The organism is Pseudomonas sp. FYR_2, assembly GCF_043106425.1.
GTDB lineage: Bacteria > Pseudomonadota > Gammaproteobacteria > Pseudomonadales > Pseudomonadaceae > Aquipseudomonas > Aquipseudomonas monteilii.
The window spans coordinates 105190-131573 of the sequence record NZ_JBICMM010000035.1 but is presented as its reverse complement, the minus strand read 5'-3'; the positions used below and the strand labels follow the sequence as shown (position 1 = coordinate 131573).

At 63.5% G+C, this 26384-nt stretch carries 23 protein-coding genes and 1 pseudogene; 7 read left to right on the top strand and 17 right to left on the bottom strand.

Going from position 1 to position 26384, the window contains the following annotated elements:
* Positions 1-5: 5 nt before the first annotated feature.
* The 12 genes from ACF8R4_RS14865 to ACF8R4_RS14810 form a co-directional block, all read right to left on the bottom strand.
* Positions 6-554, bottom strand: a complete 549-nt coding sequence (locus ACF8R4_RS14865; protein ID WP_060497369.1) for a hypothetical protein — start codon at positions 552-554, stop codon at positions 6-8.
* Between the two features lie 29 nt (positions 555-583).
* Positions 584-1288: a TetR/AcrR family transcriptional regulator gene (locus ACF8R4_RS14860; RefSeq protein WP_156867980.1), complete on the bottom strand. Its 705-nt coding sequence runs from the start codon at positions 1286-1288 to the stop codon at positions 584-586.
* Between the two features lie 205 nt (positions 1289-1493).
* Entirely contained in the window at positions 1494-2996 is a 1503-nt protein-coding gene (lysS, locus tag ACF8R4_RS14855) for a lysine--tRNA ligase (protein WP_019097638.1), read from the bottom strand.
* A gap of 93 nt (positions 2997-3089) precedes the next feature.
* A protein-coding gene (gene prfB / locus ACF8R4_RS14850) for a peptide chain release factor 2 (protein WP_097083287.1) occupies positions 3090-4185 on the bottom strand; the annotation gives its coding sequence in 2 pieces (ribosomal slippage) (positions 3090-4112 and positions 4114-4185; 1095 coding nt in all).
* 116 nt (positions 4186-4301) lie between these two features.
* Positions 4302-5306 carry a Wsp signal transduction system regulator diguanylate cyclase WspR gene (gene wspR / locus ACF8R4_RS14845; protein WP_060497371.1) on the bottom strand — a complete coding sequence of 335 codons (1005 nt, stop codon included), beginning with the start codon at positions 5304-5306 and terminating at the stop codon, positions 4302-4304.
* A 51-nt stretch (positions 5307-5357) separates the two neighbouring features.
* Positions 5358-6371 carry a Wsp signal transduction system protein-glutamate methylesterase WspF gene (wspF, locus tag ACF8R4_RS14840; protein WP_016712976.1) on the bottom strand — a complete coding sequence of 338 codons (1014 nt, stop codon included), beginning with the start codon at positions 6369-6371 and terminating at the stop codon, positions 5358-5360.
* A complete protein-coding gene (locus tag ACF8R4_RS14835) occupies positions 6368-8671 on the bottom strand; it encodes a hybrid sensor histidine kinase/response regulator (protein WP_392492807.1) in 2304 nt (767 codons plus the stop codon). The genes wspF and ACF8R4_RS14835 overlap by 4 nt, the downstream gene beginning before the upstream one ends.
* Positions 8668-9333: a chemotaxis protein CheW gene (locus ACF8R4_RS14830; RefSeq protein ID WP_060497373.1), complete on the bottom strand. Its 666-nt coding sequence runs from the start codon at positions 9331-9333 to the stop codon at positions 8668-8670. Before ACF8R4_RS14830 ends, ACF8R4_RS14835 begins: the two co-directional genes overlap by 4 nt.
* Positions 9330-10601, bottom strand: a complete 1272-nt coding sequence (locus ACF8R4_RS14825) for a protein-glutamate O-methyltransferase CheR (RefSeq protein ID WP_104834084.1) — start codon at positions 10599-10601, stop codon at positions 9330-9332. Before ACF8R4_RS14825 ends, ACF8R4_RS14830 begins: the two co-directional genes overlap by 4 nt.
* Positions 10598-11104 carry a chemotaxis protein CheW gene (locus tag ACF8R4_RS14820; RefSeq protein ID WP_104834083.1) on the bottom strand — a complete coding sequence of 169 codons (507 nt, stop codon included), beginning with the start codon at positions 11102-11104 and terminating at the stop codon, positions 10598-10600. The genes ACF8R4_RS14825 and ACF8R4_RS14820 overlap by 4 nt, the downstream gene beginning before the upstream one ends.
* A 5-nt stretch (positions 11105-11109) precedes the next feature.
* On the bottom strand, positions 11110-12732 hold the full coding sequence (locus tag ACF8R4_RS14815; protein WP_104834082.1) for a methyl-accepting chemotaxis protein: 1623 nt from the start codon (positions 12730-12732) through the stop codon (positions 11110-11112).
* Positions 12733-12897: 165 nt separating this feature from the next.
* Entirely contained in the window at positions 12898-13581 is a 684-nt protein-coding gene (locus ACF8R4_RS14810) for a tellurite resistance TerB family protein (protein WP_392492805.1), read from the bottom strand.
* Between the two features lie 216 nt (positions 13582-13797).
* On the opposite strand from ACF8R4_RS14810, the gene ydcS reads away from it, so the two are divergent.
* The 5 genes and pseudogenes from ydcS to ACF8R4_RS14785 all read left to right on the top strand — a co-directional run bounded on the left by ydcS (position 13798) and on the right by ACF8R4_RS14785 (position 19220).
* A complete protein-coding gene (ydcS, locus tag ACF8R4_RS14805) occupies positions 13798-14949 on the top strand; it encodes a putative ABC transporter substrate-binding protein YdcS (protein ID WP_104834081.1) in 1152 nt (383 codons plus the stop codon).
* Positions 14950-15035: 86 nt separating this feature from the next.
* Positions 15036-16067 carry an ABC transporter ATP-binding protein gene (locus ACF8R4_RS14800; RefSeq protein WP_392492803.1) on the top strand — a complete coding sequence of 344 codons (1032 nt, stop codon included), beginning with the start codon at positions 15036-15038 and terminating at the stop codon, positions 16065-16067.
* Position 16068: 1 nt separating this feature from the next.
* Entirely contained in the window at positions 16069-16980 is a 912-nt protein-coding gene (locus tag ACF8R4_RS14795; RefSeq protein WP_060497380.1) for an ABC transporter permease, read from the top strand.
* Positions 16970-17776, top strand: coding sequence for an ABC transporter permease (locus tag ACF8R4_RS14790; protein ID WP_060497381.1), 807 nt, complete (start codon positions 16970-16972; stop codon positions 17774-17776). The genes ACF8R4_RS14795 and ACF8R4_RS14790 overlap by 11 nt, the downstream gene beginning before the upstream one ends.
* Positions 17777-17794: 18 nt before the next feature.
* Positions 17795-19220, top strand: a pseudogene (locus ACF8R4_RS14785) (gamma-aminobutyraldehyde dehydrogenase).
* A gap of 311 nt (positions 19221-19531) precedes the next feature.
* On the opposite strand, the gene ACF8R4_RS14780 reads toward ACF8R4_RS14785, so the two are convergent.
* From ACF8R4_RS14780 to ACF8R4_RS14770, 3 genes are all read right to left on the bottom strand, one after another.
* Complete coding sequence (locus ACF8R4_RS14780; RefSeq protein ID WP_060497383.1) at positions 19532-20638, bottom strand: NADH:flavin oxidoreductase/NADH oxidase; 1107 nt, start codon at positions 20636-20638, stop codon at positions 19532-19534.
* A gap of 223 nt (positions 20639-20861) precedes the next feature.
* The gene (gene recJ, locus ACF8R4_RS14775; RefSeq protein WP_060497384.1) at positions 20862-22571 is read right to left on the bottom strand and encodes a single-stranded-DNA-specific exonuclease RecJ; all 1710 of its coding nucleotides are present in this window, start codon (positions 22569-22571) and stop codon (positions 20862-20864) included.
* Positions 22572-22579: 8 nt separating this feature from the next.
* Positions 22580-23122: a YaeQ family protein gene (locus tag ACF8R4_RS14770; protein ID WP_003252169.1), complete on the bottom strand. Its 543-nt coding sequence runs from the start codon at positions 23120-23122 to the stop codon at positions 22580-22582.
* 131 nt (positions 23123-23253) lie between these two features.
* On the opposite strand from ACF8R4_RS14770, the gene ACF8R4_RS14765 reads away from it, so the two are divergent.
* Together ACF8R4_RS14765 and ACF8R4_RS14760 are read left to right on the top strand one after the other, a co-directional pair.
* Complete coding sequence (locus ACF8R4_RS14765) at positions 23254-24453, top strand: CaiB/BaiF CoA-transferase family protein (protein WP_060497385.1); 1200 nt, start codon at positions 23254-23256, stop codon at positions 24451-24453.
* A 21-nt stretch (positions 24454-24474) separates the two neighbouring features.
* The gene (locus tag ACF8R4_RS14760) at positions 24475-25350 is read left to right on the top strand and encodes a TIGR02285 family protein (protein WP_392492799.1); all 876 of its coding nucleotides are present in this window, start codon (positions 24475-24477) and stop codon (positions 25348-25350) included.
* Between the two features lie 138 nt (positions 25351-25488).
* Here ACF8R4_RS14760 and ACF8R4_RS14755 read toward each other — a convergent pair whose 3' ends face one another.
* On the bottom strand, positions 25489-25770 hold the full coding sequence (locus ACF8R4_RS14755) for a DUF3509 domain-containing protein (RefSeq protein ID WP_104834076.1): 282 nt from the start codon (positions 25768-25770) through the stop codon (positions 25489-25491).
* A gap of 79 nt (positions 25771-25849) precedes the next feature.
* On the bottom strand, positions 25850-26269 hold the full coding sequence (locus tag ACF8R4_RS14750) for a histidine kinase (protein ID WP_164524986.1): 420 nt from the start codon (positions 26267-26269) through the stop codon (positions 25850-25852).
* Positions 26270-26384: the final 115 nt, after the last annotated feature.

Here is a 26384-nt window from a genome sequence, read left to right as displayed (position 1 = left end):
CGCGGTCATTTGCCAGTACGCTGGAACCGCGCCACTTCAACGAACAGGTCGGAGTTGGCCGGGTCGTCCAGGTACGCCAGCACCCGCGCAGCCGGGCTGTCGATCAGCACGCCGTCGCCGTTGTCTTCCGGCACCTCGGTGCCACGCCCGGTCAGTTCCTTCTTGTCCACCGCCTGCTGCACCTGCTCGACGTCCAGGTTGTACACCACCAGTTCCTTGCCATCGACGATATCGAAACCGCCAATCAGGAAGTTGCCACCCAAGCGCTTGGGCACGCCGGCCGACAGGTACCAGCGGTTGCCGTGGCGGGAAACGGTGAATACATATTCCTCGGGCTTCTTGCCCTTGGCCGTGGCAACGGCCTTGTAGGCATCTGCACCGCTGCGGCTGATGGTCAGCTTCAGCGGCTCGCCCCAGGCGTCCTTGCTGCTCCACTTGCCCAACAGGGCCTTGGGCGCCGTCTGGTTACTCGGCAACGGCTCATGGAAGGTCACCAGACAACCGCCCAGCAGCAGGAATGACAAAGTCAACAGCACCACACGCCAGGCTTTCATCAGGTTCTCCTTGAAAAGTCGGTCTCGGCTCAGGCCGACGCCAGCACCAGCTGCAGGTATCGGGTAAGCATAGCGAGCATCTGCCCATCGGCTTGCGCATTCGCATCCTTGAGCAGGCCCTGATATTCCATCTGCTCGATAATCGCCGTCAACATTTGGGCGTCCTGTTCCGGTTGCCGCGAACCCACCACCTGCAGCAATTGCCGAGTACCGTGCAACAGGATCTGCTCATGGGCACGTACCAGCTCGGCCAGCCGTGGGCACAGCAATGCCTCCTGACGGAAGGCCTGTTCGGCCATCAGGAAGTCGCGCCGGGTCAACAGTTGCCGCTGTACATAGTCGGCCGTCATGCGGGCTACATCGTCAGCCAGCCGCGCCCGTGCCTGCGGGGTGCCGTCACCCTGGGCCAGCAACTGGCGCAACACGACCTCGGTATTGGCCCACAGCTTGGCCATGTAGGCCGCGCTGCGCTCGACGTACTGGGCGAAGGTGTCGGTGAGCAGGTCCTCGATGTCCTTGAAGTAGTAGGTGGTGGCCGACAGCGGCACAGCGGCCTCGGCGGCCACGGCACGGTGGCGCACCCCGCGCACGCCATCGCGCACGACGATGCGCATGGCGGCGTCAAGGATCAGCTGGCGGCGCTGTTCGCTGCCTTGGCGGGCAGTCTTGCGGCCTTGGTATTGCACGCTTTCGGCGACGGCGGTGGCGATGCCGGCGGCGCCCTGGTCAGGCATGGCGGGTGTCACGGGGATACCTCATGGGCAGTGTTTCGTCAGTGCCGGCCTCTTCGCGGCTAAAGCCGCTCCTACAAGGACCGCACAGCATTCACGCCTTGCGCAACCGTTGTAGGAGCGGCTTTAGCCGCGAAGAGGCCAGTACAGACAACATAAAGCTTCAGGCAAGAAAAAGCCGCCTCGAAAGGCGGCTCGTTCACAACACTCAGGCCTGCGGACGCATGTGCGGGAACAGGATCACGTCGCGGATCGACGGCGAGTTGGTCAGCAGCATCACCAGACGGTCAATGCCGATGCCTTCACCGGCGGTTGGCGGCATGCCGTACTCCAGGGCGCGCACGAAGTCGGCGTCGTAGTGCATGGCTTCGTCGTCACCGGCGTCCTTCTCGGCCACCTGGGCCAGGAAGCGCTCGGCCTGGTCTTCGGCATCGTTGAGCTCGGAGTAGGCGTTGGCGATTTCGCGGCCACCGATGAACAGCTCGAAGCGGTCGGTAACTGCCGGGTTGTCGTCGTTACGGCGGGCCAGCGGCGACACTTCGAACGGGTACTCGGTAATGAAGTGCGGCTGCTCCAGCTTGTGCTCGACCAGCTCTTCGAAAATCATCACCTGCAGCTTGCCCAGGCCTTCGTGGCCCAGCACCTTGGCACCGGCCTTCCTGGCGATGTCGCGGGCGCGGTCGACGTCCTGCAGGTCGGCAGCGGTCAGCTCCGGGTTGTACTTGAGGATCGAGTCGAACACCGACAGGCGGGCGAACGGTTCGCCGAAGTGGAACACCTTGTCGCCGTACGGCACGTCGGTGCTGCCTAGTACCAGCAGCGCCAGTTCGCGGAACAGTTCCTCGGTGAGGTCCATGTTGTCGCGGTAGTCGGCGTAGGCCTGGTAGAACTCAAGCATGGTGAATTCTGGGTTGTGACGGGTCGAAACGCCTTCGTTACGGAAGTTGCGGTTGATCTCGAACACCTTCTCGAAGCCACCCACGACCAGGCGCTTGAGGTACAGCTCCGGCGCGATACGCAGGAACATGGCCATGTCCAGGGCGTTGTGGTGGGTTTCGAACGGCTTGGCCGCGGCACCACCCGGGATGGTCTGCAGCATCGGGGTTTCCACTTCGAGGAAGTCACGCTCGATGAGGAACTTGCGGATGTGCGAGATCACCTGCGAACGCACACGGAAGGTGTGGCGGGTTTCTTCGTTGACCATCAGGTCGACGTAACGCTGGCGGTAGCGCTGTTCGGTGTCGGTGAGGCCGTGGTGCTTGTCGGGCAGTGGGCGCAGCGACTTGGTCAGCAGGCGCACGTTGGTCATTTCGACGTACAGGTCGCCCTTGCCGGAGCGGGCCAGGGTGCCTTCGGCGCTGATGATGTCGCCCAGGTCCCAGGTTTTGACGGCGGCCAGGGTTTCTTCTGGCAGGGTTTTGCGGTTGACGTAGACCTGGATACGACCGGTCATGTCCTGGATCACCATGAACGAGCCACGGTTGAGCATGATACGGCCGGCTACCTTGACCGGGATCGCGGCTGCTTCCAGCTCTTCCTTGGTCTTGTCCGCGTACTGCTTCTGCAGGTCGTTGCAGTAGCTGTCGCGACGGAAGTCGTTGGGGAAGGCGTTGCCCTTGGCACGCTCGGCGGCAAGTTTTTCCTTGCGCAGGGCGATCAGGGCGTTTTCTTCCTGTTGCAGGTCTTGCGATTCGGTCTTGAGGTCGCTCATGTCGTCATTCTTTCCATCAGGTATTCGTTGCCCTTTTCGGGCAGGGCACGCGATACCGGCGGGTAGCCAGGTATCGCGGCAGTGGTGTGCGGCTTACAGCCCTTGCTTGAGGCTCGCTTCCAGGTACTGGTCGAGGTCGCCGTCCAGCACCTTCTGGCAATCGCTGCGCTCGACGCCGGTACGCAAGTCCTTGATGCGCGAGTCATCCAGCACGTACGAGCGGATCTGGTGGCCCCAGCCGATGTCCGACTTGCTGTCTTCCAGCGCCTGCGAGGCGGCGTTGCGCTTCTGCATTTCCAGCTCGTACAACTTGGCCCGCAGCATTTTCATGGCGGTGTCCTTGTTGGCGTGCTGGGAACGTTCGTTCTGGCAGGCCACCACGGTGTTGGTCGGCACGTGGGTGATACGGACGGCCGAGTCGGTGGTGTTCACGTGCTGACCACCGGCACCGGAGGAGCGGTAGGTGTCGATACGCAGGTCGGACGGGTTGATCTCGATTTCGACCTTGTCGTCGATTTCGGGCGACACGAACACTGCCGAGAATGAGGTGTGACGACGAGCACCGGAGTCGAACGGGCTCTTGCGCACCAGACGGTGCACGCCGATTTCAGTCCGCAGCCAGCCGAAGGCGTATTCACCCTTGATGTGTACGGTCGCGCCTTTGATACCGGCGACTTCGCCTTCGGACAGCTCGATGATGGTGGCATCGAAACCACGCTTGTCGGCCCAGCGCAGGTACATGCGCAGCAGGATGTTGGCCCAGTCCTGCGCTTCGGTACCACCGGAGCCGGCCTGGATGTCCAGGTAGGCGTTGTTCATGTCCATCTCGCCGCTGAACATGCGACGGAACTCAAGCTGGGCCAGGTTTTCTTCCAGGCCCTCCAGCTCGGTCACGACATCGCTGACGGCGCCTTCGTCATTTTCCTCGACGGCCATGTCGAGCAGGTCCTGGCAGTCGCCCAGGCCGTTGGACAGCTTGTCCAGGGTCTCGACGACCTGGGCCAGCATGGCACGCTCACGGCCCAGGGCCTGGGCGTACTCGGGCTTGTTCCAGACGTTGGGGTCTTCCAGCTCGCGGTTGACTTCGATCAGGCGGTCATGCTTGTGATCGTAGTCAAAGATACCCCCGAATTGACTGGGAACGCTCGGTGAGGTCCTTGATGGTGTTCAGGATCGGTTGGATTTCCATGGGCTGGCTACTCGTGCGAATACGGTGAAAAGCCCGCGAGTATAACCGAGTCCGCCGCACGGCGGCAGACCCGCCGGGCAGTCAACAGCCGCGAAAAAACCAACAAAAAGCCTAAGTCAGGCGATGCCGACCTGGTTACGGCCGCCATTCTTGGCCAGGTACAGGCCTTTGTCCGCCGCCGAGATCAACTGCCGGCAATGGCTGCCGACGGCCGGGGTCTGGGTGGCCAATCCAATGCTCACGGTCAGGTACGAGTCGGCCACTGGCGCGGTATGCGGGATGCCCAGCCCCAATACGGTCTGGCGCAGCTTCTCGGCCACCAGGCGTGCCCCACCAGGCGAGGTGTTGGGCAGCACCAGGGCAAACTCCTCGCCGCCGTAACGTGCCGGCAGGTCGGTGGGCCGCGAACACGAAGCCCGAATGGCTTCGGCGACCTGGCGCAACGCCTCGTCGCCGGCCAGGTGACCAAAGCTGTCGTTATAGGCCTTGAAGTAGTCGACGTCGATCATCAGCAACGACAACTGCTGTTGTTCACGCATCGCCCGACGCCATTCCAGCTCCAGGTACTCGTCGAAGTGGCGGCGGTTGGACAGCCCGGTCAGGCCATCGGAGTTCATCAGACGCTGCAGCATCAGGTTGGAATCGAGCAACTGCTGCTGGCTGACGCGCAGGGCACGGTAGGCCTCGTCGCGTTGTAGCAGGGTGAGGTACGAGCGCGAGTGGTAGCGGATACGCGCCACCAGCTCGATGGTGTCGGGCAGCTTGACCAGGTAATCGTTGGCACCGGCGGCAAAGGCCGCGCTCTTGACCAGCGGGTCTTCCTTGGTCGACAGAACGATGATCGGGATGTCCTGGGTCGCCGGGTTGTTACGGTACTCGCGCACCAGGGTCAAGCCGTCCAGGCCAGGCATGATCAGGTCCTGGAGGATAACCGTGGGCTTGATGCGCATGGCCTGGGCCACCGCCTGGTGCGGGTCGGCGCAGAAGTGGAAGTCGATGTTGTCTTCATTGGCCAGGCCACGCCGCACCGCTTCGCCGATCATGGCCTGGTCATCGACCAGCAGCACCATCGCCGAGTTTTCGTTGGGGGTCGCGAAACCTTCGATCGGTAAATCAATCATACCTGTTCACCCGATCACGACCGGTCTGGCGGCGTGATTCAATACATTTCGTCATTTTGCGAAAAATTCCATCAAGCGCCCGGCGATGCGTTCCAGCGGGCGAATTTCCACGGCGGCATCGATGGCCGCAGCGGCCTTGGGCATGCCGTACACCGCACTGCTGGCCTGGTCCTGGGCAATGGTCAGAAAACCCTGCTGACGCATCAGTTTCAGGCCTTGGGCGCCGTCACGCCCCATGCCGGTAAGCAGCACACCCACCGCATCGCCATTCCAGTAACGTGCCACGCTCTCGAAGAACACATCGATCGAGGGCCGGTAGATTTCATTGACAGGTTCGGCAGTGTAGGCCAGTTGGCCGTTCTGTAGCAGCCGAATGTGGTGGTTGGTACCGGCCAGCAACACCTGCCCGGGCTGCGGCGGTTCGCCTTCACGGGCCAGGCGCACCGGCAGGCCTGCTGCGCTGCTGAGCCATTCGGCCATGCCGGCGGCAAACACCTGGTCCACATGCTGGACCAGCACGATGGCCGCCGGAAACGCAGCCGGCAAGCCCTTGAGCAATACTTCAAGCGCTGCTGGGCCGCCCGCCGACGAGCCGATCGCCACCAGCCCGCGACGTTGGGAAGCCTCGCGCAGCGGTGTAGCCACCGGCCTTGCTGCCGGGGCGCGCTGCTGGCCGACCAGCCAGCCGATATTGAGAATTTTGCGCAGCAGGGGTGCGGCCGCTTCACGGGCATCACCCGCCCCCAGCGCCGGCGTATCGACCACGTCGAGGGCGCCATGGCCCATGGCCTCGAACACCCTATGCACGTTCTGCTTGCGGTCGACCGTAACGATGACGATGGCGCACGGGGTTTCGGCCATGATCCGCCGAGTGGCCTCCACGCCGTCCATCACCGGCATGATCAGGTCCATGAGGATCAGGTCCGGCAGTTGCTCGGCGCAGCGTTGCACCGCTTCGGCGCCATTGCTGGCTACCCACACCACCTGGTGCGCGGGCTCGAAGGCGACCGCACGACGCAGCGCCTCGACGGCCATGGGCATGTCATTGACGATGGCGATCTTCATCCCTGAGCACCTCCGATCAGCTCCACCACAGCATCCAGCAACGCATCGTCGTGGAAACTGGCCTTTGCCAAATAGTAGTCGGCGCCGGCATCCAGGCCACGCCGTCGGTCCTCCTCACGGTCTTTGTAGGACACCACCATCACGGGTAGCGATTGCAGGCGCTGATCACGGCGCACCAGGGTCACCAGTTCGATACCGTCCATGCGCGGCATGTCGATGTCGGTGATCAGCAAGTCGAAGTCCTCGCCGCGCAGGGCGTTCCAGCCGTCCATGCCATCTACTGCCACCGCCACGTCGTAGCCACGGTTGCCCAGCAGCTTGCGCTGCAGTTCGCGCACGGTCAGCGAGTCATCGACTACCAGCACCCGCTTGCGGGTCACCCCGCGAACGCCACTGCTGCCGCGCTCGATGCGCTCCAGGCTGCCGGTGCTGAGCAGTTTTTCCACCGAGCGCAGCAAGTCTTCGACATCGACGATCAGTACCACCGAGCCATCATCCAGCAAGGCGCCGGAGGAAATGTCCTGCACCTTGCCCAACCGTGGGTCGAGAGGCATTACCACCAACACACGCTCGCCCACCAGCCGCTCCACGGCCACGCCGTACAGTTGCTCGCGCTCACGGATTACCACCACCCGCAGGCTGGCTTCGTCACTTTGCCCGGCTGGGCGGTTGAGCAACTGGCTGGCCGCCACCAGGCCAATGTGCCGGCCTTCGTGCCAGAAGTGCTGACGGCCTTCGATCTGAACGATCTGTTCAGCGGTCACTTCCAGCGTGCGTTCGATATGGGCCAGCGGGAAGGCGTAGGCTTCACCGCCCACCTCGACCACCAGGCTACGCACCACCGACAGGGTCAGCGGCACCTGCAAGTGGAAGCGACAGCCCTGCCCCGCCACCTGCGTCAGCTCGATCGAGCCGCGCAGTTCGCGAACCATGTGCTGCACCGCATCCAGCCCCACACCGCGCCCGGACACTTCGGTGACCTTGTCACGCAAGCTGAAACCGGGCAGGAACAGGAACGTCAGCAGCTCCGCATCGCTCATCCGCGCCACCGTGTCGGCAGGTGACAGGGCGCGCTCGACGATGCTGCTGCGCAGGCGCTCCAGGTCGATGCCGGCACCATCGTCGATCAACTCCAGGCTGAGCATGCCTGCCTGGTGCGAAGCGCGCAGGCGGATCACGCCCTCGTCTGGCTTGCCCGCCAGCAGCCGCCTTTCTGGCAGTTCGATACCGTGGTCGACGGCATTGCGTAACAGGTGGGTCAGGGGCGCTTCGAGCTTTTCCAGCACATCGCGGTCGACCTGGGTCTTCTCGCCGTCCACCACCAGTCGCACCGGTTTTCCCAGCGAGCGCCCAAGGTCACGCACCATACGGCTTTGCCCGGTCAACACGTCGGCGAACGGGCGCATCCGGCAGGCCAGGGCGGTGTCGTAGAGCAACTGCGCACGCTGGCTGGCCTGCCAGCCGAACTCGTCCAGGTCGGCCGCCTGCTGCTGCAGGATCTGCTGGGTTTCCGCCAGCAGCCGCTGGGTTTGCGCCAGGGCTTCGAGCACCTCGCTGCTTTGGCCACTGTCCTCCAGTTGCATGCGCAGGCCGTCGAGCGCCTGCATGCCCTGACCGTGCATGCGTTTGAGGCGCTGCAAGGTGGCCAGGTATGGCTTGAGCCGCTGGGTTTCCACGAGCGACTTGCTGGACAAGTCGAGCAGGCTGTTAAGACGGTCGGCGGTGACACGCAGTACCCGCTCGGCCCCTTCGCCAACGCGCTTGCCGGGCTTGCGCCGCAGGACAGGCTCGGGCTCCGGCTCGGGTTCAGCCGGGTCGACTGGCACTACCAGCGGTTCAGACGGCAAGGTCGCCACATGCGGTTCCGCTTGCAGCGGGGCGGCCAGCGGCACCGCAGGCACGGTCGCAGCGCCTGGGTCGAGCAAGCTGGCCATTTGTGCAAGAAATACCGGCAAGGTCGCCTGCGCCACGGCATCGCCTGGTGTGGCGATGCGCATTAGCAAGTCGGTCCCCTGCAACAGCGCGTCGATATGCTCGGCGCTCAACCGCAAGCGGCCCTCCTGGGCGGCTACCAGGCAATCTTCCATAACGTGGGCGACACTCACGCCGGCATCCACCCCGACGATACGCGCGGCCCCCTTCAACGAATGGGCGGCGCGCATGCAGGCCTCAAGCTGGTCGGCCTGGGTGGGGTTGCGCTCCAACGCCATCAGGCCGGCGCTGAGCACCTGGGTTTGCGCCTCGGCCTCCAGGCTGAACAGTTCGAGCAACGATGCATCGCGCATTTGCTCTGGGGTCATGACAGGCTCCGCTGCACGGCAGACAGTAAATGTTGATCGTCCAGCACTCGCACGCTGCGCCCACGCCACTGCAGCACTGCGGCAGTGAAGCGCGTGGCGTCCTGGCCACTGCCCAGCAGCAGCGGGTCGAGCCGGTGAATACCGTCGATTTCCTCTACGGCCATTACCACAGGGCCACCTTCGGCAGCCAGAATCAGCATGCGTGGCATCGCCCTGCCGCTACGTTGTTCGTCGGTGCCGGCTTGTACGCCCAGCAAATCGGCCAGTGACAGACACGGCACCAGGGCACCGCGAACATTGGCAACCCCCTGCAACACCCGCGAGCGCTGGTGCGGCAGCGAATGCACAGCCTGCAACGGGGCGATTTCGGCCAGGCTGGCGGTGGCCAGTGCCAACCACTCTTCGCCCAGGCGGAACAACAGCATGGAACGGCCGGTGTTTTCTTCAACCGGCTGCGCCGCCGCGGCCTGGTGGTCCTGCATCAGCGCGTAGCGGTCAAGCAGGCGTGTGGCCGCAGCCGCATACACGTCGCAATTGCGGCAGTGCACATGACGCGCCAACAGCGGGCATTGCTTGTCGCCGTGCACACCAATACGGTTCCAGCAATCGTCGATGTGCGCGTCGTCTTCGGCGAGTAGCTGCATCGCAGTGTCACCCTTCATCGTTCAGGCTCCCGGCCAACCCGCGCTGCACGCTCCTGCAGGCGTCGGGCACCGGCCTGGTCGCCCTGGGCCGCCAGCAAGGCCGCCAGGTGCACCAGCGCCTCAGGGTGTTGCGGCTCAAGGTACAGCGCCTTGCGGTAGTGGGTCAGTGCCTGTTGCGCATCGCCGTCGGTATCACTGAGCAACCCCAGCCAGTAGTAAACCTGTGCCGACGGCGCGTACTGGCCCAGGTAGCGCTGGCATTCGGCACGCGCCTGTTCGCTGGCGCCAGCATTGGCAAGCCGGGCGATACTGGCCAGCAGTTCGTTTGCGTCCTCGCGTTTGGGTTCGCGGGCCGGCGCGGGTCTAGCGACTACCGGTACTGCCCGTAACGGACGCGGCAATGGCGCGGCGGGGGGTGGATAACCCACCGGGGCGTGCGGTAGCACGGTACGCCGTGCAGGTTGTGCCGGGGCCAAGGCCTGTGGGGCGCTACTGCCTTCTTGGCGCACGTAGGCGAACGATTGGGCAATGCCCAGCGGGCGCATTCCCATCCGCGCCAGCAAGCTGCCTTCGGCCGGGCCGATGAACAATACACCCTGCGGATGCAGCAGACGCTTGAGCACTTCGAACACACGCTGCTGGGTCGCCACGTCAAAGTAGATCAACAGGTTGCGGCAGAACACGAAGTCGTACAGGCCATCGCGGGTGGCCAACGCCGGGTCAAGCACATTGCCCACTTGCAGGCTCACTTGCCGCTGCACCCGCTCATGCAGGCGATGGCCTTCGTCGAGGGCATCGAAGTAGCGCTCGCGAAAGCCTAGGTCGCTGCCCCGGAAGGCGTTGCGCCCGTATACGGCCTTCCCGGCCTTGGCCACCGAATTGGGGCTGATGTCCATGCCGTCGATCAGGAACGCCCCCGGCGCGATGCCGGCGTCGAGCAGGGCCATGGCCAGCGAATAGGGCTCCTCGCCTGTCGAGCATGGCAGGCTGAGCAGGCGCAGTGGCCGTGCTCCGGCCAATTCGGCCAGGCGTTTGTGTGCCAGGCTAGCCAGGGCTGTGAAGGATTCCGGGTAGCGGAAGAACCAGGTTTCCGGGACGATCACCGCTTCGATCAACGCCTGTTGCTCATCGGCCGACTGCTGCAGGCGCAGCCAGTAATCATCCAGGTCGATGGCGTTCATGGCCACGCAACGCTGGCGCAGCGCGCGCTCGACCATGGGCGCACCCACCGATTCGACGTCCAGGCCAATGCGCTCGCGCAAGAAGCGGAAGAAACGTTCGTTCATGTCGGCATCCCTGTCGGCTCGACCGTGTACAGCAGTTGGTGCACGGCATCAGGCAACAGATCGTTGACTTCGATGCGTTGCAGCAGGCCTTGGTCATCCTGGCGTACCGGCCCCAGGTACGGGGCTTCGCCGCTGTCCACACCATAGGGCTGGAACTCGTCGGGGCGGCAGCGCAACGTCTCGGTGGCCTGCTCCAGAATCAGTCCCAGTTGCAGGCCACCCCGATAATGCACCAACACCAGACGGGTACTGGTACGGTGTGCCGCAGGCTGGCCAAAACTCAGCGCAGCAAGGTCGATCACCGGTACCAGTTGCCCACGATGGGAAAGGATCCCCGCGACCCAGCCCGGTGCCTGGGCTATCGGTTTGAGCGGCTGGCGCGGCAACACCTCGATGACCTCGTGCACGCTCAGGGCAAAACGCTGTTCCCCGATACAAAACTGCAGGTACAGCGCCCCTTTGGCGTTGTCCGCCCGTGCGGCGTGCGGGTGCAAGTCGTTCATCGCGGTCAGACTTTGAAGCGCGACACGCCGCCACGCAGGCCAGCGGCCACCTGGCTCAGCTCATCGATGGCAAAACTGGCCTGGCGCAGCGACTCAACAGTCTGGGTGCTGGCATCGCTGAGCTGGGCCAGCGCCTGGTTGATCTGCTCGGCACCGGTGGCCTGGGCCTGCATGCCTTCGTTGACCATCAGCACACGCGGCGCCAAAGCCTGCACCTGGTGAATGATCTGGCTGAGCTGCTCGCCCACCTGTTGCACCTCGAACATGCCGCGGCGCACCTCTTCGGAGAACTTGTCCATGCCCATGACCCCGGCCGATACCGCCGACTGGATCTCGCGCACCATCTGCTCGATGTCGTAGGTGGCCACGGCGGTCTGGTCGGCCAGGCGGCGCACTTCAGTGGCCACCACGGCAAAACCACGGCCATACTCGCCGGCTTTTTCCGCCTCGATGGCAGCGTTGAGCGACAGCAGGTTGGTCTGGTCGGCGACCTTGACGATGGTCACCACCATCTGGGTGATGTTGCTGGCCTTTTCATTGAGGATGCCGAGTTTGGCATTGACCAGGTCGGCAGCGCCCATCACTTGGTGCATGGTCTCCTCCATGCGCGCCAGGCCCTGCTGGCCGGAGCCTGCAAGGCTGGAGGCCTGGTCGGCGGCCGAGGTGACTTCGGTCATGGTGCGCACCAGGTCACGCGAGGTGGCGGCAATCTCCCGCGAGGTAGCGCCAATTTCCGTGGTGGTGGCGGCCGTCTCGGTAGCGGTGGCTTGCTGTTGTTTGGATGTAGCGGCGATTTCAGTGACCGAAGTGGTTACCTGCACCGACGAGCGCTGGGCCTGGGCCACCAGGTTGGCCAGTGCCTCGGCCATTTCGTTGAAACCGCTTTCGATGGCGCCAAACTCGTCTTTGCGGTCCAGGCTCAGGCGCATGCTCAGGTCGCCGGAGCGCAGCTTGTCGAGGGCGTGAACAATGCGCTGCATCGGGGCGGTGATGGCACGCATCAGCAACAGGCCGCAAATGCCGGCGGCGACGATCGCCAGCAACAGCGAAACCACCATGCTGCCTTTGGCCGTGCTCACGGCACTGACGATTTCGCTGGTGGCCGCGTCGGCAGAAGCCCGGTTGTTCTCGATCACTTCATTCAGGTGCTTGCGCCCGTCTACCCAGGCAGGGGTGAGTACATCGGTAATCAGCCGCTGGGCTTCGTCGTAGTTGTGCTGGCGATAAGCATCCAGTACCTGGCCTATCAGCTTCATGTAGTTTTCTTCGAGCTGAACGAAGGCGTCGAAGCGGGTCTGGTCGTCTTTCTCCTGAATGGTGGCCTGGTAGCTGGCCATGTGTTGCTTGAGCCTGTCTTCAAAGCTCTTGAACAGCTCCATGTCAGCCGAAGTGATTTCGCGGTGGTTGGACAGGCCCACTAGTTGCTGGCTGGTGACATAGCTGTCGACCCAGGCACTGCGGATCATCGAGCTGTAGTAGACCCCGGGAATGCTGTCGGTCCCCACCGCCTCTTCGGCGGTTTCGATGGCAACCAACCGCGAGTAGGCGGCCACGATCATCAACAACATGATGGCGATGATCACGGCGAAACTTGCCAGGATCCGTTGGCGCAAGGTCCAGTTCTTCACATTCAGCCCTCAGGAATTCACAACGAGCGGGAAAAATCCCCGAAGTATAGCCCAGAGGCCTTACAGATTTGCGGGTTAAGTGAGGCCAAACGCACAGCAGTCGAAGTTTTTGTAGGAGCGGCACGATCCCGACACAAGGCCGCTCCTACACACGTTCTGCGCCGACTATTGGCCGGTGGCGAGACGGGCCTGGCTCTCCAGCTCCTGGCGCAGCGCCGGGTCCAGCCGCAGTTGGCGGGCGAGTTCATCCAGGTAGGCACGCTCCATGAAGTTTTCCTGGTCGACCATCAACACGCTGGCCAGGTACATCTCGGCCGCCATCTCTGGTGTTTGCGCAGCGCGGGCGACCTCGGCCGGGTCCAGCGGCTTGTTCAGTTCGGCATGCAGCCAGTGCTGCAGTTCGCGGTCGCTGTCCAGGCGGGTGAACTCACCTTCGATCAGCGCCCGCTCGCGCTCATCGATGTGGCCATCGGACTTGGCCGCCGCCACCAGCGCCCGCAGCACGGCCTGGCTGTGCTGCTCGGCCTGGGCGGGCGGCAGGCGGTCGACGGTTTGCGGTTCGGCTACGGCCACCCGCTGGTTGGCCTGCCAGTTGCCGTAGGCTTTATAGGCCAGCACCCCCAGCGCGGCCAGGCCACCGTAGGTCAGGGCCTTGCCGCCGTACTTGCGGGCCTTCTTGCTACCCAGCAACAGGCCCAGTGCCCCGCCACCCAACAGGCCGCCACCGGCTCCGGACAACAGCCCGCCAAGCCCACCGGCAGCGCCCCCAGCCTTGCTGGCGCCCCCTTGCTTTTCGAGCAGTTGCTGGCCGGATTTGAGGAGTTGATCAAGCAAGCCCCGGGTGTTCATTCGCGTGTCTCCACGTAAGAAAATTCAATCGCCAGAGTAAGGCTTGGCGCAGTACACGCCATCGTGGATTTGCTTCGGGATGTTGCATTGGCTGGCAAAAAGCCAACTAGACTCGATATCGCCAATACCTCGCGCAACCGCACTACGCTTATAACAATTGCTTCACGGCTTGCTTGATGACTGCCCCGACCAAGATCTCCAAGAAGAGGGAACACCATGTCAGTGCACAAGACCGCATTGCTCAGCGCCATGACGGGCGCCGTGCTGGCCAGCGCCAGCCTGCAGGCTGCCGAACCGCCCAAGGCCCTGGGGCCTGGCGAGGGGCGCCTGGATATCGTCGCCTGGCCGGGCTACATCGAGCGCGGTGAAAGCGACAAAGCCTACGACTGGGTGACCGGTTTCGAGAAGGAAACCGGCTGCAAGGTCAGCGTGAAAACGGCCGCCACCTCGGATGAAATGGTCAGCCTGATGACCAAGGGCGGTTACGACCTGGTCACTGCCTCGGGCGATGCTTCGCTGCGGCTGATCGTGGGCAAGCGCGTGCAACCGATCAATACCGCACTGATCCCCAACTGGAAAAACCTCGACCCGCGCTTGCAGAACGGTGGCTGGTACGTGGTCGACAAGCAGATTTATGGCACCCCGTACCAGTGGGGGCCGAACGTGCTGCTGTACAACACCAATACCTTCAAGCAGCCCCCCACCAGCTGGGGCGTGGTGTTCGAGCCGCAGAACCTGCCCGACGGCAAGCCGAACAAAGGCCGCGTGCAGGCCTACGACGGGCCGATCTACATCGCCGACGCAGCGCTGTACCTGAAATCGGCCAAGCCGGAGCTGGGCATCAAGGACCCGTACGAGCTGAACGAGGCACAGTACAAGGCCGTGCTGGAGCTGCTGCGCCAGCAGCAACCGCTGATCCACCGTTACTGGCATGACGCCACGGTACAGATGAGCGATGTGAAGAACGAAGGCGTGGTCGCCTCCAGTTCCTGGGGCTACATGGTCAATGGCCTGAAGGCCGAGAACCAGCCAGTGGCCTCGACCATTCCCAAGGAAGGTGCGACCGGCTGGGCCGACACCACCATGCTGCACAGCGAGGCCAAGCACCCCAACTGCGCCTACAAATGGATGGACTGGTCGCTGCAGCCGAAGGTGCAGGGTGACGTGGCGGCCTGGTTCGGCTCGTTGCCGGCGGTGCCGGCAGCATGTACCGGTAGCGAGCTGCTGGGCGCCGAGGGGTGCAAGACCAACGGGTTCGACAACTTCGACAAGATCGCCTTCTGGAAAACCCCGCAGGCCCAGGGAGGCAAGTTCGTGCCTTATAGCCGCTGGACGCAGGATTACATTGCGATCATGGGTGGTCGCTGAGGTTGCCTGAATGCCTGTAACGGCCCCTTCGCGGGCACGCCCGCGAAGGGGCCGCACAGGAGAACATTGATGTCCGGAGCCCACGCATGCCCCTAGCCGTCCAGTTCACCCAGGTTTCCCGCACCTTCGGCGAGGTCAAGGCTGTCGACCAGGTCAGCATCGACATCATCGATGGCGAGTTCTTCTCCATGCTCGGCCCTTCCGGCTCGGGCAAGACCACCTGCCTGCGCCTGATCGCCGGCTTTGAACAACCCTCCAGCGGCTCGATCCGTATCCACGGTGTCGAGGCCGCTGGTGTGCCGCCCTACCAGCGTGACGTCAACACCGTGTTCCAGGACTACGCCCTGTTCCCGCACATGAACGTGCTGGACAACATCGCCTATGGCCTGAAAGTAAAAGGCGTGGCCAAGGCCGAGCGCCACAGCCGTGCCGAAGAAGCACTGGCCATGGTGGCTCTGGCCGGCTACGGCGCGCGCAAGCCGGCGCGGCTGTCCGGTGGCCAGCGCCAGCGCGTGGCTCTGGCCCGGGCGCTGGTCAACCGGCCCCGGGTACTGCTGCTAGACGAGCCGCTGGGCGCACTGGACCTGAAGCTACGCGAACAGATGCAAGGCGAAATGAAAAAACTGCAACGCCAGTTGGGTATCACCTTCATCTTCGTCACCCACGACCAGACCGAGGCACTGTCGATGTCCGACCGGGTTGCGGTGTTCAACCGCGGCCGCATCGAGCAGGTCGACACACCGCGCAACCTGTACATGAAGCCTGCCACCACCTTCGTCGCCGAGTTCGTTGGCACCTCCAACGTGGTGCGTGGCGAACTGGCCGTGGCACTCAATGGCAGCTCGGCGCCCTTCTCCATCCGACCCGAGCACATCCGCCTGGGCGACCCGGTGGTAACCAGCCATGAGGTGCAAGTGAGCGGCGTACTACGCGATGTGCAGTACCAGGGCAGCGCCACCCGCTATGAGCTGCAGCTGGACAACGGCCAACTGTTGGCGGTAAGCCAGGCCAACGACCGCTGGCAAGCACCAGCACAGGCCTGGCAGCCTGGTCAACAGGTGCTGGCACACTGGCCCCGCGAAGCCATGACGGTGCTGCAGGAAACCGAGGCCCGCTGACATGAGTGCACTGCGTAGCCTGTCCAACCTGCTGTACCGGCGCCCCAACCTGTACCTGGCACTGCTGCTAGTACCGCCGCTGACCTGGTTTGGCGCGATCTACCTGGGCTCGTTGCTGAACCTACTGTGGCAGGGCTTCTATACCTTTGACGACTTCACCATGGCGGTGGCCCCGGACCTCACCCTGGGCAACTTCGCCGCGCTGTTCAACCCGTCGAACTTCGACATCATCCTGCGCACCCTGGGCATGGCCGTGGCCGTGTCGTTGGCCAGCGCGGTGCTGGCCTTCCCCATCGCCTATTACATGGCGCGCTACACCAGCGGCAAGACCAAGGCGTTTTTCTACATCGCGGTGATGATGCCGATGTGGGCCAGCTACATCGTCAAGACCTATGCCTGGACCCTGCTGCTGGCCAAGGGCGGCGTGGCGCAGTGGTTTGTCCAGCAGCTGCACCTGGACGGGCTGCTGCAAGCGGTGCTGGCCGTGCCGGGCGTGGGCGGCAGCACGCTGTCGACCTCCCACCTGGGGCGCTTCATGGTGTTCGTGTACATCTGGCTGCCGTTCATGATCCTGCCGATCCAGGCCTCGCTGGAGCGCCTGCCGCCTTCACTGCTGCAGGCCTCGGCAGACCTCGGCGCACGGCCTGGGCAAACCTTCGTCCAGGTGATCTTGCCGCTTTCGATTCCGGGCATTGCGGCCGGCTCGATCTTCACGTTCTCGCTCACCCTGGGCGACTTCATCGTGCCGCAACTGGTCGGCCCGCCCGGCTATTTCATCGGCAGCATGGTCTATGCCCAGCAAGGGGCGATCGGCAACATACCGATGGCTGCCGCGTTCACTTTGGTGCCGATCGTGCTGATTGCGGTGTACCTGTCCATCGTCAAGCGCCTGGGGGCCTTCGATGCACTCTGAAAAAGCATCAACGGGGCTGCGCCTGGCGGCCTGGGGCGGGTTGCTGTTTTTGCATTTTCCGATCCTGATCATCTTCCTGTACGCCTTCAACACCGAAGACGCGGCGTTCAGTTTCCCACCCAAGGGTTTTACCTTGAAATGGTTCGCCGTAGCCTTCGCCCGGCCCGATGTACTGGAGGCAATCAAGCTGTCGCTACAGGTGGCCTGCCTGGCCACGCTAATCGCCCTGGTCCTCGGCACGCTGGCCTCGGCGGCGCTGTATCGGCGCAATTTCTTTGGCAAGGAGAGCATTTCGCTGATGCTGATCCTGCCCATCGCCCTGCCCGGCATCATCACCGGTATAGCCCTGCTTTCAGCGTTCAAGACCTTGGGTATCGAACCCGGCGTGTTCACCATCGTGGTCGGCCACGCCACGTTCTGCGTGGTCATCGTCTACAACAACGTGATCGCCCGCCTGCGGCGCACCTCGCAAAGCCTGATCGAAGCCTCGATGGACCTGGGCGCCGATGGCTGGCAAACCTTCCGCTACATCATCCTGCCCAACCTCGGCTCGGCGCTGCTGGCCGGCGGCATGCTGGCCTTTGCCCTGTCGTTCGATGAAATCATCGTCACCACCTTCACTTCCGGCCACGAACGCACCCTGCCGATCTGGCTGCTCAACCAGCTCAGCCGCCCACGCGACGTGCCGGTGACCAACGTGGTCGCCATGCTGGTGATGCTGGTGACCATGCTGCCGATCCTTGGCGCCTATTACCTGACCCGCGGCGGTGAAAGCGTCGCGGGCAGTGGCAAATGACCCTGGAGGAGTCCCCCGATGCAAACGCAGATGCTGATCAATGGCCAACTGGTCGCTGGCCAAGGCCCGGCCTGGACCGTGCTCAACCCGGCGCTGGGCACTGCCCTGGCGCAGATCAATGAAGCCACCGAAGCCCAGGTGGACAGCGCCGTGCGCGCCGCCGACCAGGCCTTCGACAGCTGGTCGCAAACCAGCCCCAAGGACCGCTCGCAAGCCTTGCTGGCGCTGGCGGATGCCATCGAAGCCCATGGCGATGAACTGGCCCGGCTTGAATCGCAGAACTGCGGCAAGCCGCTGAGTGCCGCGTTGAATGACGAAATCCCGGCCATTGCCGACGTGTTCCGCTATTTTGCCGGTGCCGCGCGCTGCCTGGGCGGTTCGGCGGCCGGCGAGTACCTGCCGGGCCACACCTCGATGATCCGCCGCGACCCGCTGGGCGTGGTGGCTTCGATCGCCCCGTGGAACTACCCGTTGATGATGCTGGCCTGGAAGATCGCCCCCGCTCTGGCCGCTGGCAACACCGTGGTGATCAAGCCTTCCGAATTGACCCCACTGACCGCCCTGCGCCTGGGTGAGCTGTCTCAGGACCTGCTGCCACCGGGCGTACTGAACATCCTGTTCGGCCGCGGCCAGACGGTGGGCAACCCGCTGGTCAATCACCCCAAGGTGCGCATGGTGTCGCTGACCGGTTCGATCCCTACCGGCGCGCACATCATCAGCGCCACCGCCGACAGCGTGAAACGCATGCACATGGAACTGGGTGGCAAGGCCCCGGTGCTGGTGTTCGACGATGCCGACATCGACGCTGCCGTTGATGGCATCCGCACCTTCGGCTTCTACAACGCCGGCCAGGACTGCACCGCCGCCTGCCGCCTGTATGTGCAGGACGGGATCTACGAGCGCTTTGTCGAGCGCCTGGGTGAAGCCGTCGCAAGCCTCAAACCCGGCCTGCAAGATGCCGAGGACACCGAGCTGGGGCCACTGATCAGTGCCCAGCACCGCGACAAGGTAGCCGGCCTGGTACAGCGCGCCATCGCCCAGCCGCACATTCGCCTGGTGACGGGGGGGCAAGGTGATCGATGGCGAGGGCTTCTTCTTCGAGCCGACGGTGCTGGCCGATGCCCAGCAGGATGACGAGATCGTGCGCAATGAAGTGTTCGGCCCGGTGGTGTCGGTCACCCGCTTCACCGACGAAGCGCAGGCACTGGAGTGGGCCAACGACTCCAACTACGGCCTGGCCTCATCGGTATGGACCCGCGACACCGGCCGCGCCCACCGCCTGGCAGCGCGCTTGCAGTATGGCTGCACCTGGGTGAACACCCACTTCATGCTGGTGAGCGAAATGCCCCATGGCGGGCAGAAGCATTCGGGGTACGGGAAGGACATGTCGATGTATGGGCTGGAGGACTACACCTGTGTGCGGCATGTGATGATCAAGCATTGAGGAAGGCTCTGGAGTAGGGCGTTAGATTTGTATGGCCTGAGAAATCGAGCGCCGCCCGCGCGGCGCATCGCGAGCTGCGCTCGCTCCTACGTTTGTTTCGGGCCTGTTATGCCTGTGACAGACGCGCGCGACCACCTTGTTTGTATGACGCGATATAGAGCCATGCGCCAAAGCGTTCGCGCACAAACTTCACAGGAGTAATTGGCCTGAAACTAACGTAGGAGCGAGCGCAGCTCGCGATGCGCCGCGCGGGCGGCGCTCGATTTCAGCCCTACACAAAATTTTTGCCAACCACCCGCAAGCCGACAATGCTAGTCGCGCAGATCCGACTCGTGAATCGGGTTGGCCCGGCTGGTCGCACGTTGGTACTGCGCGGGCCAGGTAGCTTTGTTACCGCCCAGGTCATCATCGGCATGTAGCGGCCAGTATGGGTCGCGCAGCAGTTCGCGGGCGAGGAAGATGATGTCGGCCTGGCCGGTCCGCAAAATGTGCTCGGCCTGAGCCGGTTCGGTGATCATGCCCACGGTGCCGGTGGCGATTTCCGATTCCTTGCGCACGCGTTCGGCGAAGCGGGTCTGATAGCCGGGGCCGGTAGGGATCTCGGCGTTTACCGAAGTGCCGCCGGAAGATACGTCGATCAGGTCGACACCCAAACCGCGCAGTCGGCGGGCCAGTTCGACGGTTTCATCGGGGTTCCAGCCGTCTTCGACCCAATCGGTTGCCGATACCCGCACCAACAGCGGCAATTCGGCCGGCCAGATCTTGCGCACGGCCTCGACCACTTGCAGGGTCAGGCGGATGCGGTTCTCGAAGCAGCTGCCGTACTCGTCGCGGCGCTGGTTACTCAACGGGGACAGGAACTGATGCAACAGGTAGCCATGGGCCGCATGGATTTCGACCACCTTGAAACCGGCCTTCAAGGCGCGCTCGGTCGAGGCGACGAAGGCAGCGATCACACCCTGGATCTCGTCGTGGTTCAATTCACGTGGCGGCGTGTGTTGTGGGTCGAACGCAATCTTTGATGGCCCTACTGGCTGCCAGCCACCGTCTTCGAGCTTCACACTGCCCTGCTTGCCCAGCCATGGGCGATAGGTACTGGCCTTGCGCCCGGCGTGGGCCAGCTGGATACCAGGCACGGCACCTTGTGCGGTGATGAAGCGGGTAATACGTTGCAGCGGGGCGATCTGAGCGTCGTCCCACAGGCCAAGGTCTTCGGCGGTGATGCGGCCATCCGCGGTGACCGCCACGGCTTCAGTGATAACCAGGCCTGCACCACCCACGGCGCGGCTGCCCAAATGAACAAGGTGCCAATCGTTGGCCAGGCCATCGACGGCGGAATACTGGCACATCGGTGACACAGCGATGCGGTTGGGCAGGGTCAGCTGACGCAGGGTGTAAGGCTCGAGCAGCAGGCTCATGAGGGCACCTCCCAAGGACTCCAATGGTGATCCGGCCCGGACACTCAATTGCACGTCCCTGGCCCAGGTCCGGTCATAACTTCAGACTAGACCAGAATGGGTGGGGGGTAGGTGCTGGATGGTGGTTGGCTCGAAAGTGATGTCGCCTGTGAGATCGAGCGCCGCGCGGGCGGCGCTCTATCTCCGTCACACCACAAAAATCAAGGCGAACCCCGCGAGACCCTCAGCGTGGCTCCATGTGGGCAATCATCAACTGCACACTTTCATTCCCACGAAACTCGTTCACATCCAGCTTGTAGGCCAGCTCGACCCAGCGCACGGTCGGGTTCGGCCACACTTCGCGGTCGATGCCGAAGGCAATACCGTCCAGCCGCACCGAACCGCACTCGCTCTTGAGCACCACCTTCAGATGCCGTTCGCCCACCACACGCTGCTCCACCAGCTGGAACACGCCATGGAACAGCGGCTCTGGGAAGTGCTGGCCCCAAGGGCCGGCGTGGCGCAAGGCTTTGGCCAGGTCGAGGTGGAACTCTTCCACGGCCAGGCTGCCATCGGACAGCAACCGGCCGGTGAGGTCTTCTTCACGCAACTGGCGCCGCACTTCTTCGTCGAATGCTTCGGCAAATGCGGGGAAATTGCCCTCGGGCAACGACAGCCCCGCTGCCATGGCGTGGCCGCCGAACTTGCTGATCAGCTCGGGGTGGCGGGCCGCTACGGCATCCAGCGCGTCACGGATGTGGAACCCCGGCACCGAACGCGCCGAACCTTTGAGCATGCCCTCGCCGGCATCGGCAAAAGCGATAGTCGGCCGGTGATAACGTTCTTTCAGGCGCGAAGCCAGAATACCGATCACGCCTTGGTGCCAATCTGCATCGAACAGGCACAGGCCATAAGGCATGGACTCGACCGGCAGGTCCTTGAGCTGGGCCAGGGCTTCGCGCTGCATGCCCTGCTCGATGGACTTGCGGTCCTGGTTCAGGTCGTCCAGCTGCTGAGCCATGTCCTGGGCCAGGGCCGCGTCTTCGCACAGCAGGCACTCGATGCCCAGGCTCATGTCGTCCAGGCGCCCGGCAGCGTTCAACCGAGGGCCAAGGATGAAACCCAGGTCGGTCGAGGTGATGCGCCGGTGGTCACGGCGGGCCACTTCCAGAATGGCTTTCAGCCCTGGCCGGGCACGGCCGGCGCGAATACGCTCGAGGCCCTGGTGCACCAGAATGCGGTTGTTGGCATCCAGCGGTACCACATCGGCGACGCTGCCCAGCGCGACCAGGTCGAGCAGTTCGCCGATGTTCGGCTGCGGTTGCGTCTCGTAGCGTCCCAAGCTGCGCAAGCGCGCGCGCAGGGCCATCAGCACATAGAAGATCACCCCGACCCCGGCCAGCGCCTTGCTCGGGAACGTACAGCCCGGCTGGTTGGGGTTGATGATGGCGTCGGCGTCAGGCAGTTGCTGACCCGGCAGATGATGGTCGGTGACCAGTACCTTGAGCCCGGCAGCCTTAGCAGCGGCCACACCCTCAACACTGGAAATGCCGTTGTCCACAGTAATCAGCAATTGCGGCTGACGCTGCAGCGCCACCTCGACGATTTCCGGGGTCAGGCCGTAGCCGTACTCGAACCGGTTGGGCACCAGGTAATCGACATGGGCCGCGCCCAGCAGGCGCAGGCCCAGCACCCCGACAGTGCTGGCGGTGGCACCATCGGCATCGAAGTCACCCACAATCAGGATACGTTGGCGCTGGTCGAGGGCCTCGACCAGCAGGTTAACACCGGCCTCGATGCCCTTGAGCTGCTGATACGGCAGCAGACGCGCCAGGCTTTTGTCCAGCTCGGCCTCGCTTTGCACGCCACGGGCGGCGTACAGGCGGGTCAGCAAGGGAGGCAGGTTACCCAGGAATGGCAGGGTCGGCGGCAGGGGGCGAGGTTCGATACGCATGGGTTGCTTCAGCCACGCTCACCGAGCAGCCACTGCAGTTGCACTTCATGCTGGCCACGGTCGTCAGTCACGAACACCGTGCCTTCGCTGATCATCACGTCCCACTTGATGCTGCGCGGCATGTCGGTGGCCAGGGTTTCCAGCACTTCCTGTGGCACGGCAGCAATGCTCAGGTTCTTCAGGTTCTTGACCGCGCTCACCACTTTGCCTTCCCACACGCGCAGGCTGCCGTAGGCCAGCAGGCTGGTGCGCTCGGTACGGCGCGAGCACCAGGTCAGGCGGTCGGCATCGGGTTGGCCGACTTCGATCCAGTGCAGCACGCGGTCGTCCAGGCTCTTTTCCCACAGCGCCGGCTCATCGACATCCGACAGGCCACGGCCAAACGACAAGTTCTCGTTGTACCAAAGCGCGTACGCCAACAAACGAACTGCCATACGCTCTTCGGTTTCCGACGGGTGACGAGCGATGGTTTGCTTGACGCTTTCGTAGACGTTGCGATCGAGGTCGGTGAGATTCAATTCGAACTTGTAGGTGGTGGACGGCTGGGCCATGGTCGAGGGGCTTCGTGCAAAAGAAAAGTGGCACAGTCTAACCCATCCGCACCGTCCATGCGCCGCAGCAGTACCCGGCGAAACCGACGTGTGATAAAACCACGGCTCTGCCCAGCTGCCACGGATGCCCCATGTCGACGCCCAGCAAACCCCTCGCCGGCCTTAAAGTTGTGGAACTCGGCACGCTGATTGCCGGGCCGTTCGCCTCACGCATCTGTGCCGAATTCGGTGCAGAAGTGATCAAGGTCGAGTCTCCGGATGGCGGCGACCCGCTGCGCAAGTGGCGCAAGCTGTATGAGGGCACTTCGCTGTGGTGGTTCGTGCAGGCGCGCAACAAGCAGTCGCTCACGCTTAACCTCAAGCACCCCGAAGGCCGCGAGGTGCTGAAAAAACTGCTGGCCCAAGCCGACATTCTGATCGAAAACTTCCGCCCGGGCGTGCTCGAAAAGCTCGGCCTGGGCTGGGATGTGCTGCATGCCCTTAACCCGCGTCTGGTCATGGTACGCCTGTCGGGCTTTGGCCAGACCGGGCCGATGAAAGACCAGCCCGGCTTCGGCGCGGTGGGCGAGTCGATGGGTGGTCTGCGCTACATTACCGGCTTCGACGACCGCCCGCCGGTGCGCACGGGCATTTCCATCGGTGACTCAATTGCTGCCCTGTGGGGGGTGATTGGCGCGTTAATGGCGCTGCGCCACCATGAGGTCAATGGCGGCCAGGGCCAGGTTGTGGACGTGGCGCTGTATGAGGCGATCTTCGCCATGATGGAAAGCATGGTGCCGGAATTCGATGTGTTCGGGTTTATCCGCGAGCGCACCGGCAACATCATGCCGGGCATCACACCCTCCTCCATCCACACCAGCGCCGACGGCAAGCATGTGCAAATTGGCGCCAACGGCGATGCCATCTTCAAACGTTTCATGCTGGCGATTGGCCGCACCGACCTGGCGGATGACCCTACCCTGGCCACCAATGATGGCCGCGACCTGCGCCGTGACGAACTCTACGGAGTGATTGACCGCTGGGCCAACAGCCTGCCGCTGGACCAACTGATGCAGGTGCTGACCACGGCAGAGGTGCCTGCCAGCCGCATCTACTCGGCCGAGGACATGTTCAATGACCCGCAATACCTGGCACGAGAGATGTTCCTGCAGGCCAAGTTGCCGGATGGCAAGCCGTTCCGCACGCCGGGCATCGTGCCCAAGCTGTCGGATACACCTGGCTCCACCGAGTGGGTCGGCCCGGCGCTGGGCGAACACACCGAGGCACTGCTCACCCGCCTGGGCTATGACGCAGCGGCCATTGCCGGCCTGCGCCAGGCCGGCGCGGTCTGAAGCCTGCCGCTGCCCTTGCCGATGCGCGCTGCCTGCTGGCTACGCCACCTGATCCTGCTGTGCGGGCTACTGCCCGCATTGCTCATGCAATCTGCCAGCGCCAAGGAGCGCATCTTCTGGCTGGTGCGCGACCTGCCACCCTTCACCATTTTCGAAGGCCCGCAAAAAGGCCAAGGGGTGATCGACCAGCTATTGCCGCTGCTGACCAGGCAGATGGCCGAGTACGACCACACCATCGTGCGGGTGAACCGTGCACGCGGCATCCAGATGCTGCAAGACCGCAACACATTCACCTGCGACCCGACCCTGCTATGGACCCCGGAACGAGCCAGATATGCGCTTTTTTCCATGCCAACGCTGGGTGTGCTCAGCGGTGGCCTGGTGCTGCGCAAAGAAAACCAGGCACTGGTAGCGCCCTACCTCGAAAGCCAGGAAGTGGACCTGCATGGCCTGCTGAGCAAGGCGCCGGTGAAACTGGGCATTGTTGCCGAACGTAGCTATGGCAAGCAGATCGACGCCATTCTGCAGCAGCTACCTGATACTGCGCTTAGCCGGCACTATGGCAACGACGCCACAGCTAACTTGCTGCAAATGCAAAAACTGGGGCGCCTACGCTTGGTGCTCGGCTACTGGCACGAAGTTCGTTACTTGCTTCAGCAGCAAGGCGGCTCGCTGGCCGACTATCAGTTTCATCCTGTCCAGGGGGGGGAGCGCTATCAGTTTCTCCATGTCGCCTGTTCTGACAATCCGTCGGGCCGCAAAGCGGTAGCGCATATCAACCGGCTATTGCCTGCTTTGCGCCGGGACGTGCTGCCTGGCTTGTATGCGCACTGGCTGGACCCGTCGTTGCAGGAAGACTACCTGGAAGACAGCAAACGCTTCTTCGAAGCCCCTTGATCACCTGAAAAAAGAAACCCCGGACGCTGGGGAAGACGCCCGGGGCCAAGCGAAAGTCCTTGGGGACTTCCCGTGACAGCCTTGCCAGCGCCGGAGCAAAGCACTGGCTGGCTGCCCCTACAGTGTCTGATAAACCACTCAGGCAAAGGTTCCCTGCGGTTGTTGACGCTGCTGCAATGCCGCGATCACGCAGGGCTGCAAGCGCCCTTCGGCGATCTGCAGGTCACGGTGCAGGCCATCCACCAGATCGATCAACAGGCGTTGCTCCTTCAACTGGCGCTCGCTGACCGTGCGCCGCAGGGTGATGCCGGCGAGGCGGTCGTAAACGGTCAGTTGGCGATTGCCATTGGCATCGGTGGTGCCGAGGTGAGTCTGGTAGGGGGTCAGGGCGTCGTTGAGCAGGCTGCAGATTCTTTCCATCCGGATCACTCGCTGCGTGGTGGGATCTAAAGGAACTGACCAGCAGGCGCCGCAGAAAGTTCGTCAAACCGCGCCCGCTTCAGTGAGCATGCGGGGCTGAGATGACAGTTTGAATACGCGGTCCCGGGCGTGTCTGCAGTGTTTGCAGGGCATGCTGCAGGCGCGGCATCGACAGCGGCCAGGGCAGCTCGGCGAGCACCCACAGCCCCCGGCTTCTGGCTGCCTGGGCAAGGTTATGGCGCTTGGGGGTGGGCTGACCGACGAACAACAGCGCACGCGCCCGGTGCTGCTGGGCGAGCAAGGCGAGGCCAGCCTGGGTTGGCATGGCGTGGTCAAGGATCAATAAATCAGGGCGACGCTCAGCGCCGAGGCAGGCGTTGAGGTGAGTGGTGTTTGCGCTGATGCGCACGTCGAAAACGCCCTGGGCATTGAGGGCCTGATGCAAAAGGATCTGGTGGGACGGGCGAGCCTGGTGAATCAACACGTAGGTGTGGTGCATGAGCCGCTCCTGGTGAGAGGACCGGCCAATCTAGGCTATGCCTTAGCGTGCCTGAATAGGGGATTTCTGAAGCGATCGAGGAAAAGTCCGAGCTTCTGGGGCCGCGCTGCAGCCC

Coding starts and splice junctions, on each gene's coding strand:
- ACF8R4_RS14835 (WP_392492807.1), bottom strand. CDS start 8,671: ATGACCCCAGAGCAAATGCGCGATGCATCGTTGCTCGAACTGTTCAGC.
- wspR (WP_060497371.1), bottom strand. CDS start 5,306: ATGATTGATTTACCGATCGAAGGTTTCGCGACCCCCAACGAAAACTCG.
- ACF8R4_RS14865 (WP_060497369.1), bottom strand. CDS start 554: ATGAAAGCCTGGCGTGTGGTGCTGTTGACTTTGTCATTCCTGCTGCTG.
- wspF (WP_016712976.1), bottom strand. CDS start 6,371: ATGAAGATCGCCATCGTCAATGACATGCCCATGGCCGTCGAGGCGCTG.
- ACF8R4_RS14800 (WP_392492803.1), top strand. CDS start 15,036: ATGCCCCTAGCCGTCCAGTTCACCCAGGTTTCCCGCACCTTCGGCGAG.
- ACF8R4_RS14860 (WP_156867980.1), bottom strand. CDS start 1,288: ATGCCTGACCAGGGCGCCGCCGGCATCGCCACCGCCGTCGCCGAAAGC.
- ydcS (WP_104834081.1), top strand. CDS start 13,798: ATGTCAGTGCACAAGACCGCATTGCTCAGCGCCATGACGGGCGCCGTG.
- ACF8R4_RS14825 (WP_104834084.1), bottom strand. CDS start 10,601: ATGAACGAACGTTTCTTCCGCTTCTTGCGCGAGCGCATTGGCCTGGAC.
- ACF8R4_RS14780 (WP_060497383.1), bottom strand. CDS start 20,638: ATGAGCCTGCTGCTCGAGCCTTACACCCTGCGTCAGCTGACCCTGCCC.
- lysS (WP_019097638.1), bottom strand. CDS start 2,996: ATGAGCGACCTCAAGACCGAATCGCAAGACCTGCAACAGGAAGAAAAC.
- ACF8R4_RS14760 (WP_392492799.1), top strand. CDS start 24,475: ATGCGCGCTGCCTGCTGGCTACGCCACCTGATCCTGCTGTGCGGGCTA.
- recJ (WP_060497384.1), bottom strand. CDS start 22,571: ATGCGTATCGAACCTCGCCCCCTGCCGCCGACCCTGCCATTCCTGGGT.
- ACF8R4_RS14765 (WP_060497385.1), top strand. CDS start 23,254: ATGTCGACGCCCAGCAAACCCCTCGCCGGCCTTAAAGTTGTGGAACTC.
- ACF8R4_RS14795 (WP_060497380.1), top strand. CDS start 16,069: ATGAGTGCACTGCGTAGCCTGTCCAACCTGCTGTACCGGCGCCCCAAC.
- ACF8R4_RS14755 (WP_104834076.1), bottom strand. CDS start 25,770: ATGGAAAGAATCTGCAGCCTGCTCAACGACGCCCTGACCCCCTACCAG.
- ACF8R4_RS14750 (WP_164524986.1), bottom strand. CDS start 26,269: ATGCACCACACCTACGTGTTGATTCACCAGGCTCGCCCGTCCCACCAG.
- ACF8R4_RS14810 (WP_392492805.1), bottom strand. CDS start 13,581: ATGAACACCCGGGGCTTGCTTGATCAACTCCTCAAATCCGGCCAGCAA.
- ACF8R4_RS14790 (WP_060497381.1), top strand. CDS start 16,970: ATGCACTCTGAAAAAGCATCAACGGGGCTGCGCCTGGCGGCCTGGGGC.
- ACF8R4_RS14830 (WP_060497373.1), bottom strand. CDS start 9,333: ATGAAGGGTGACACTGCGATGCAGCTACTCGCCGAAGACGACGCGCAC.
- ACF8R4_RS14770 (WP_003252169.1), bottom strand. CDS start 23,122: ATGGCCCAGCCGTCCACCACCTACAAGTTCGAATTGAATCTCACCGAC.
- ACF8R4_RS14820 (WP_104834083.1), bottom strand. CDS start 11,104: ATGAACGACTTGCACCCGCACGCCGCACGGGCGGACAACGCCAAAGGG.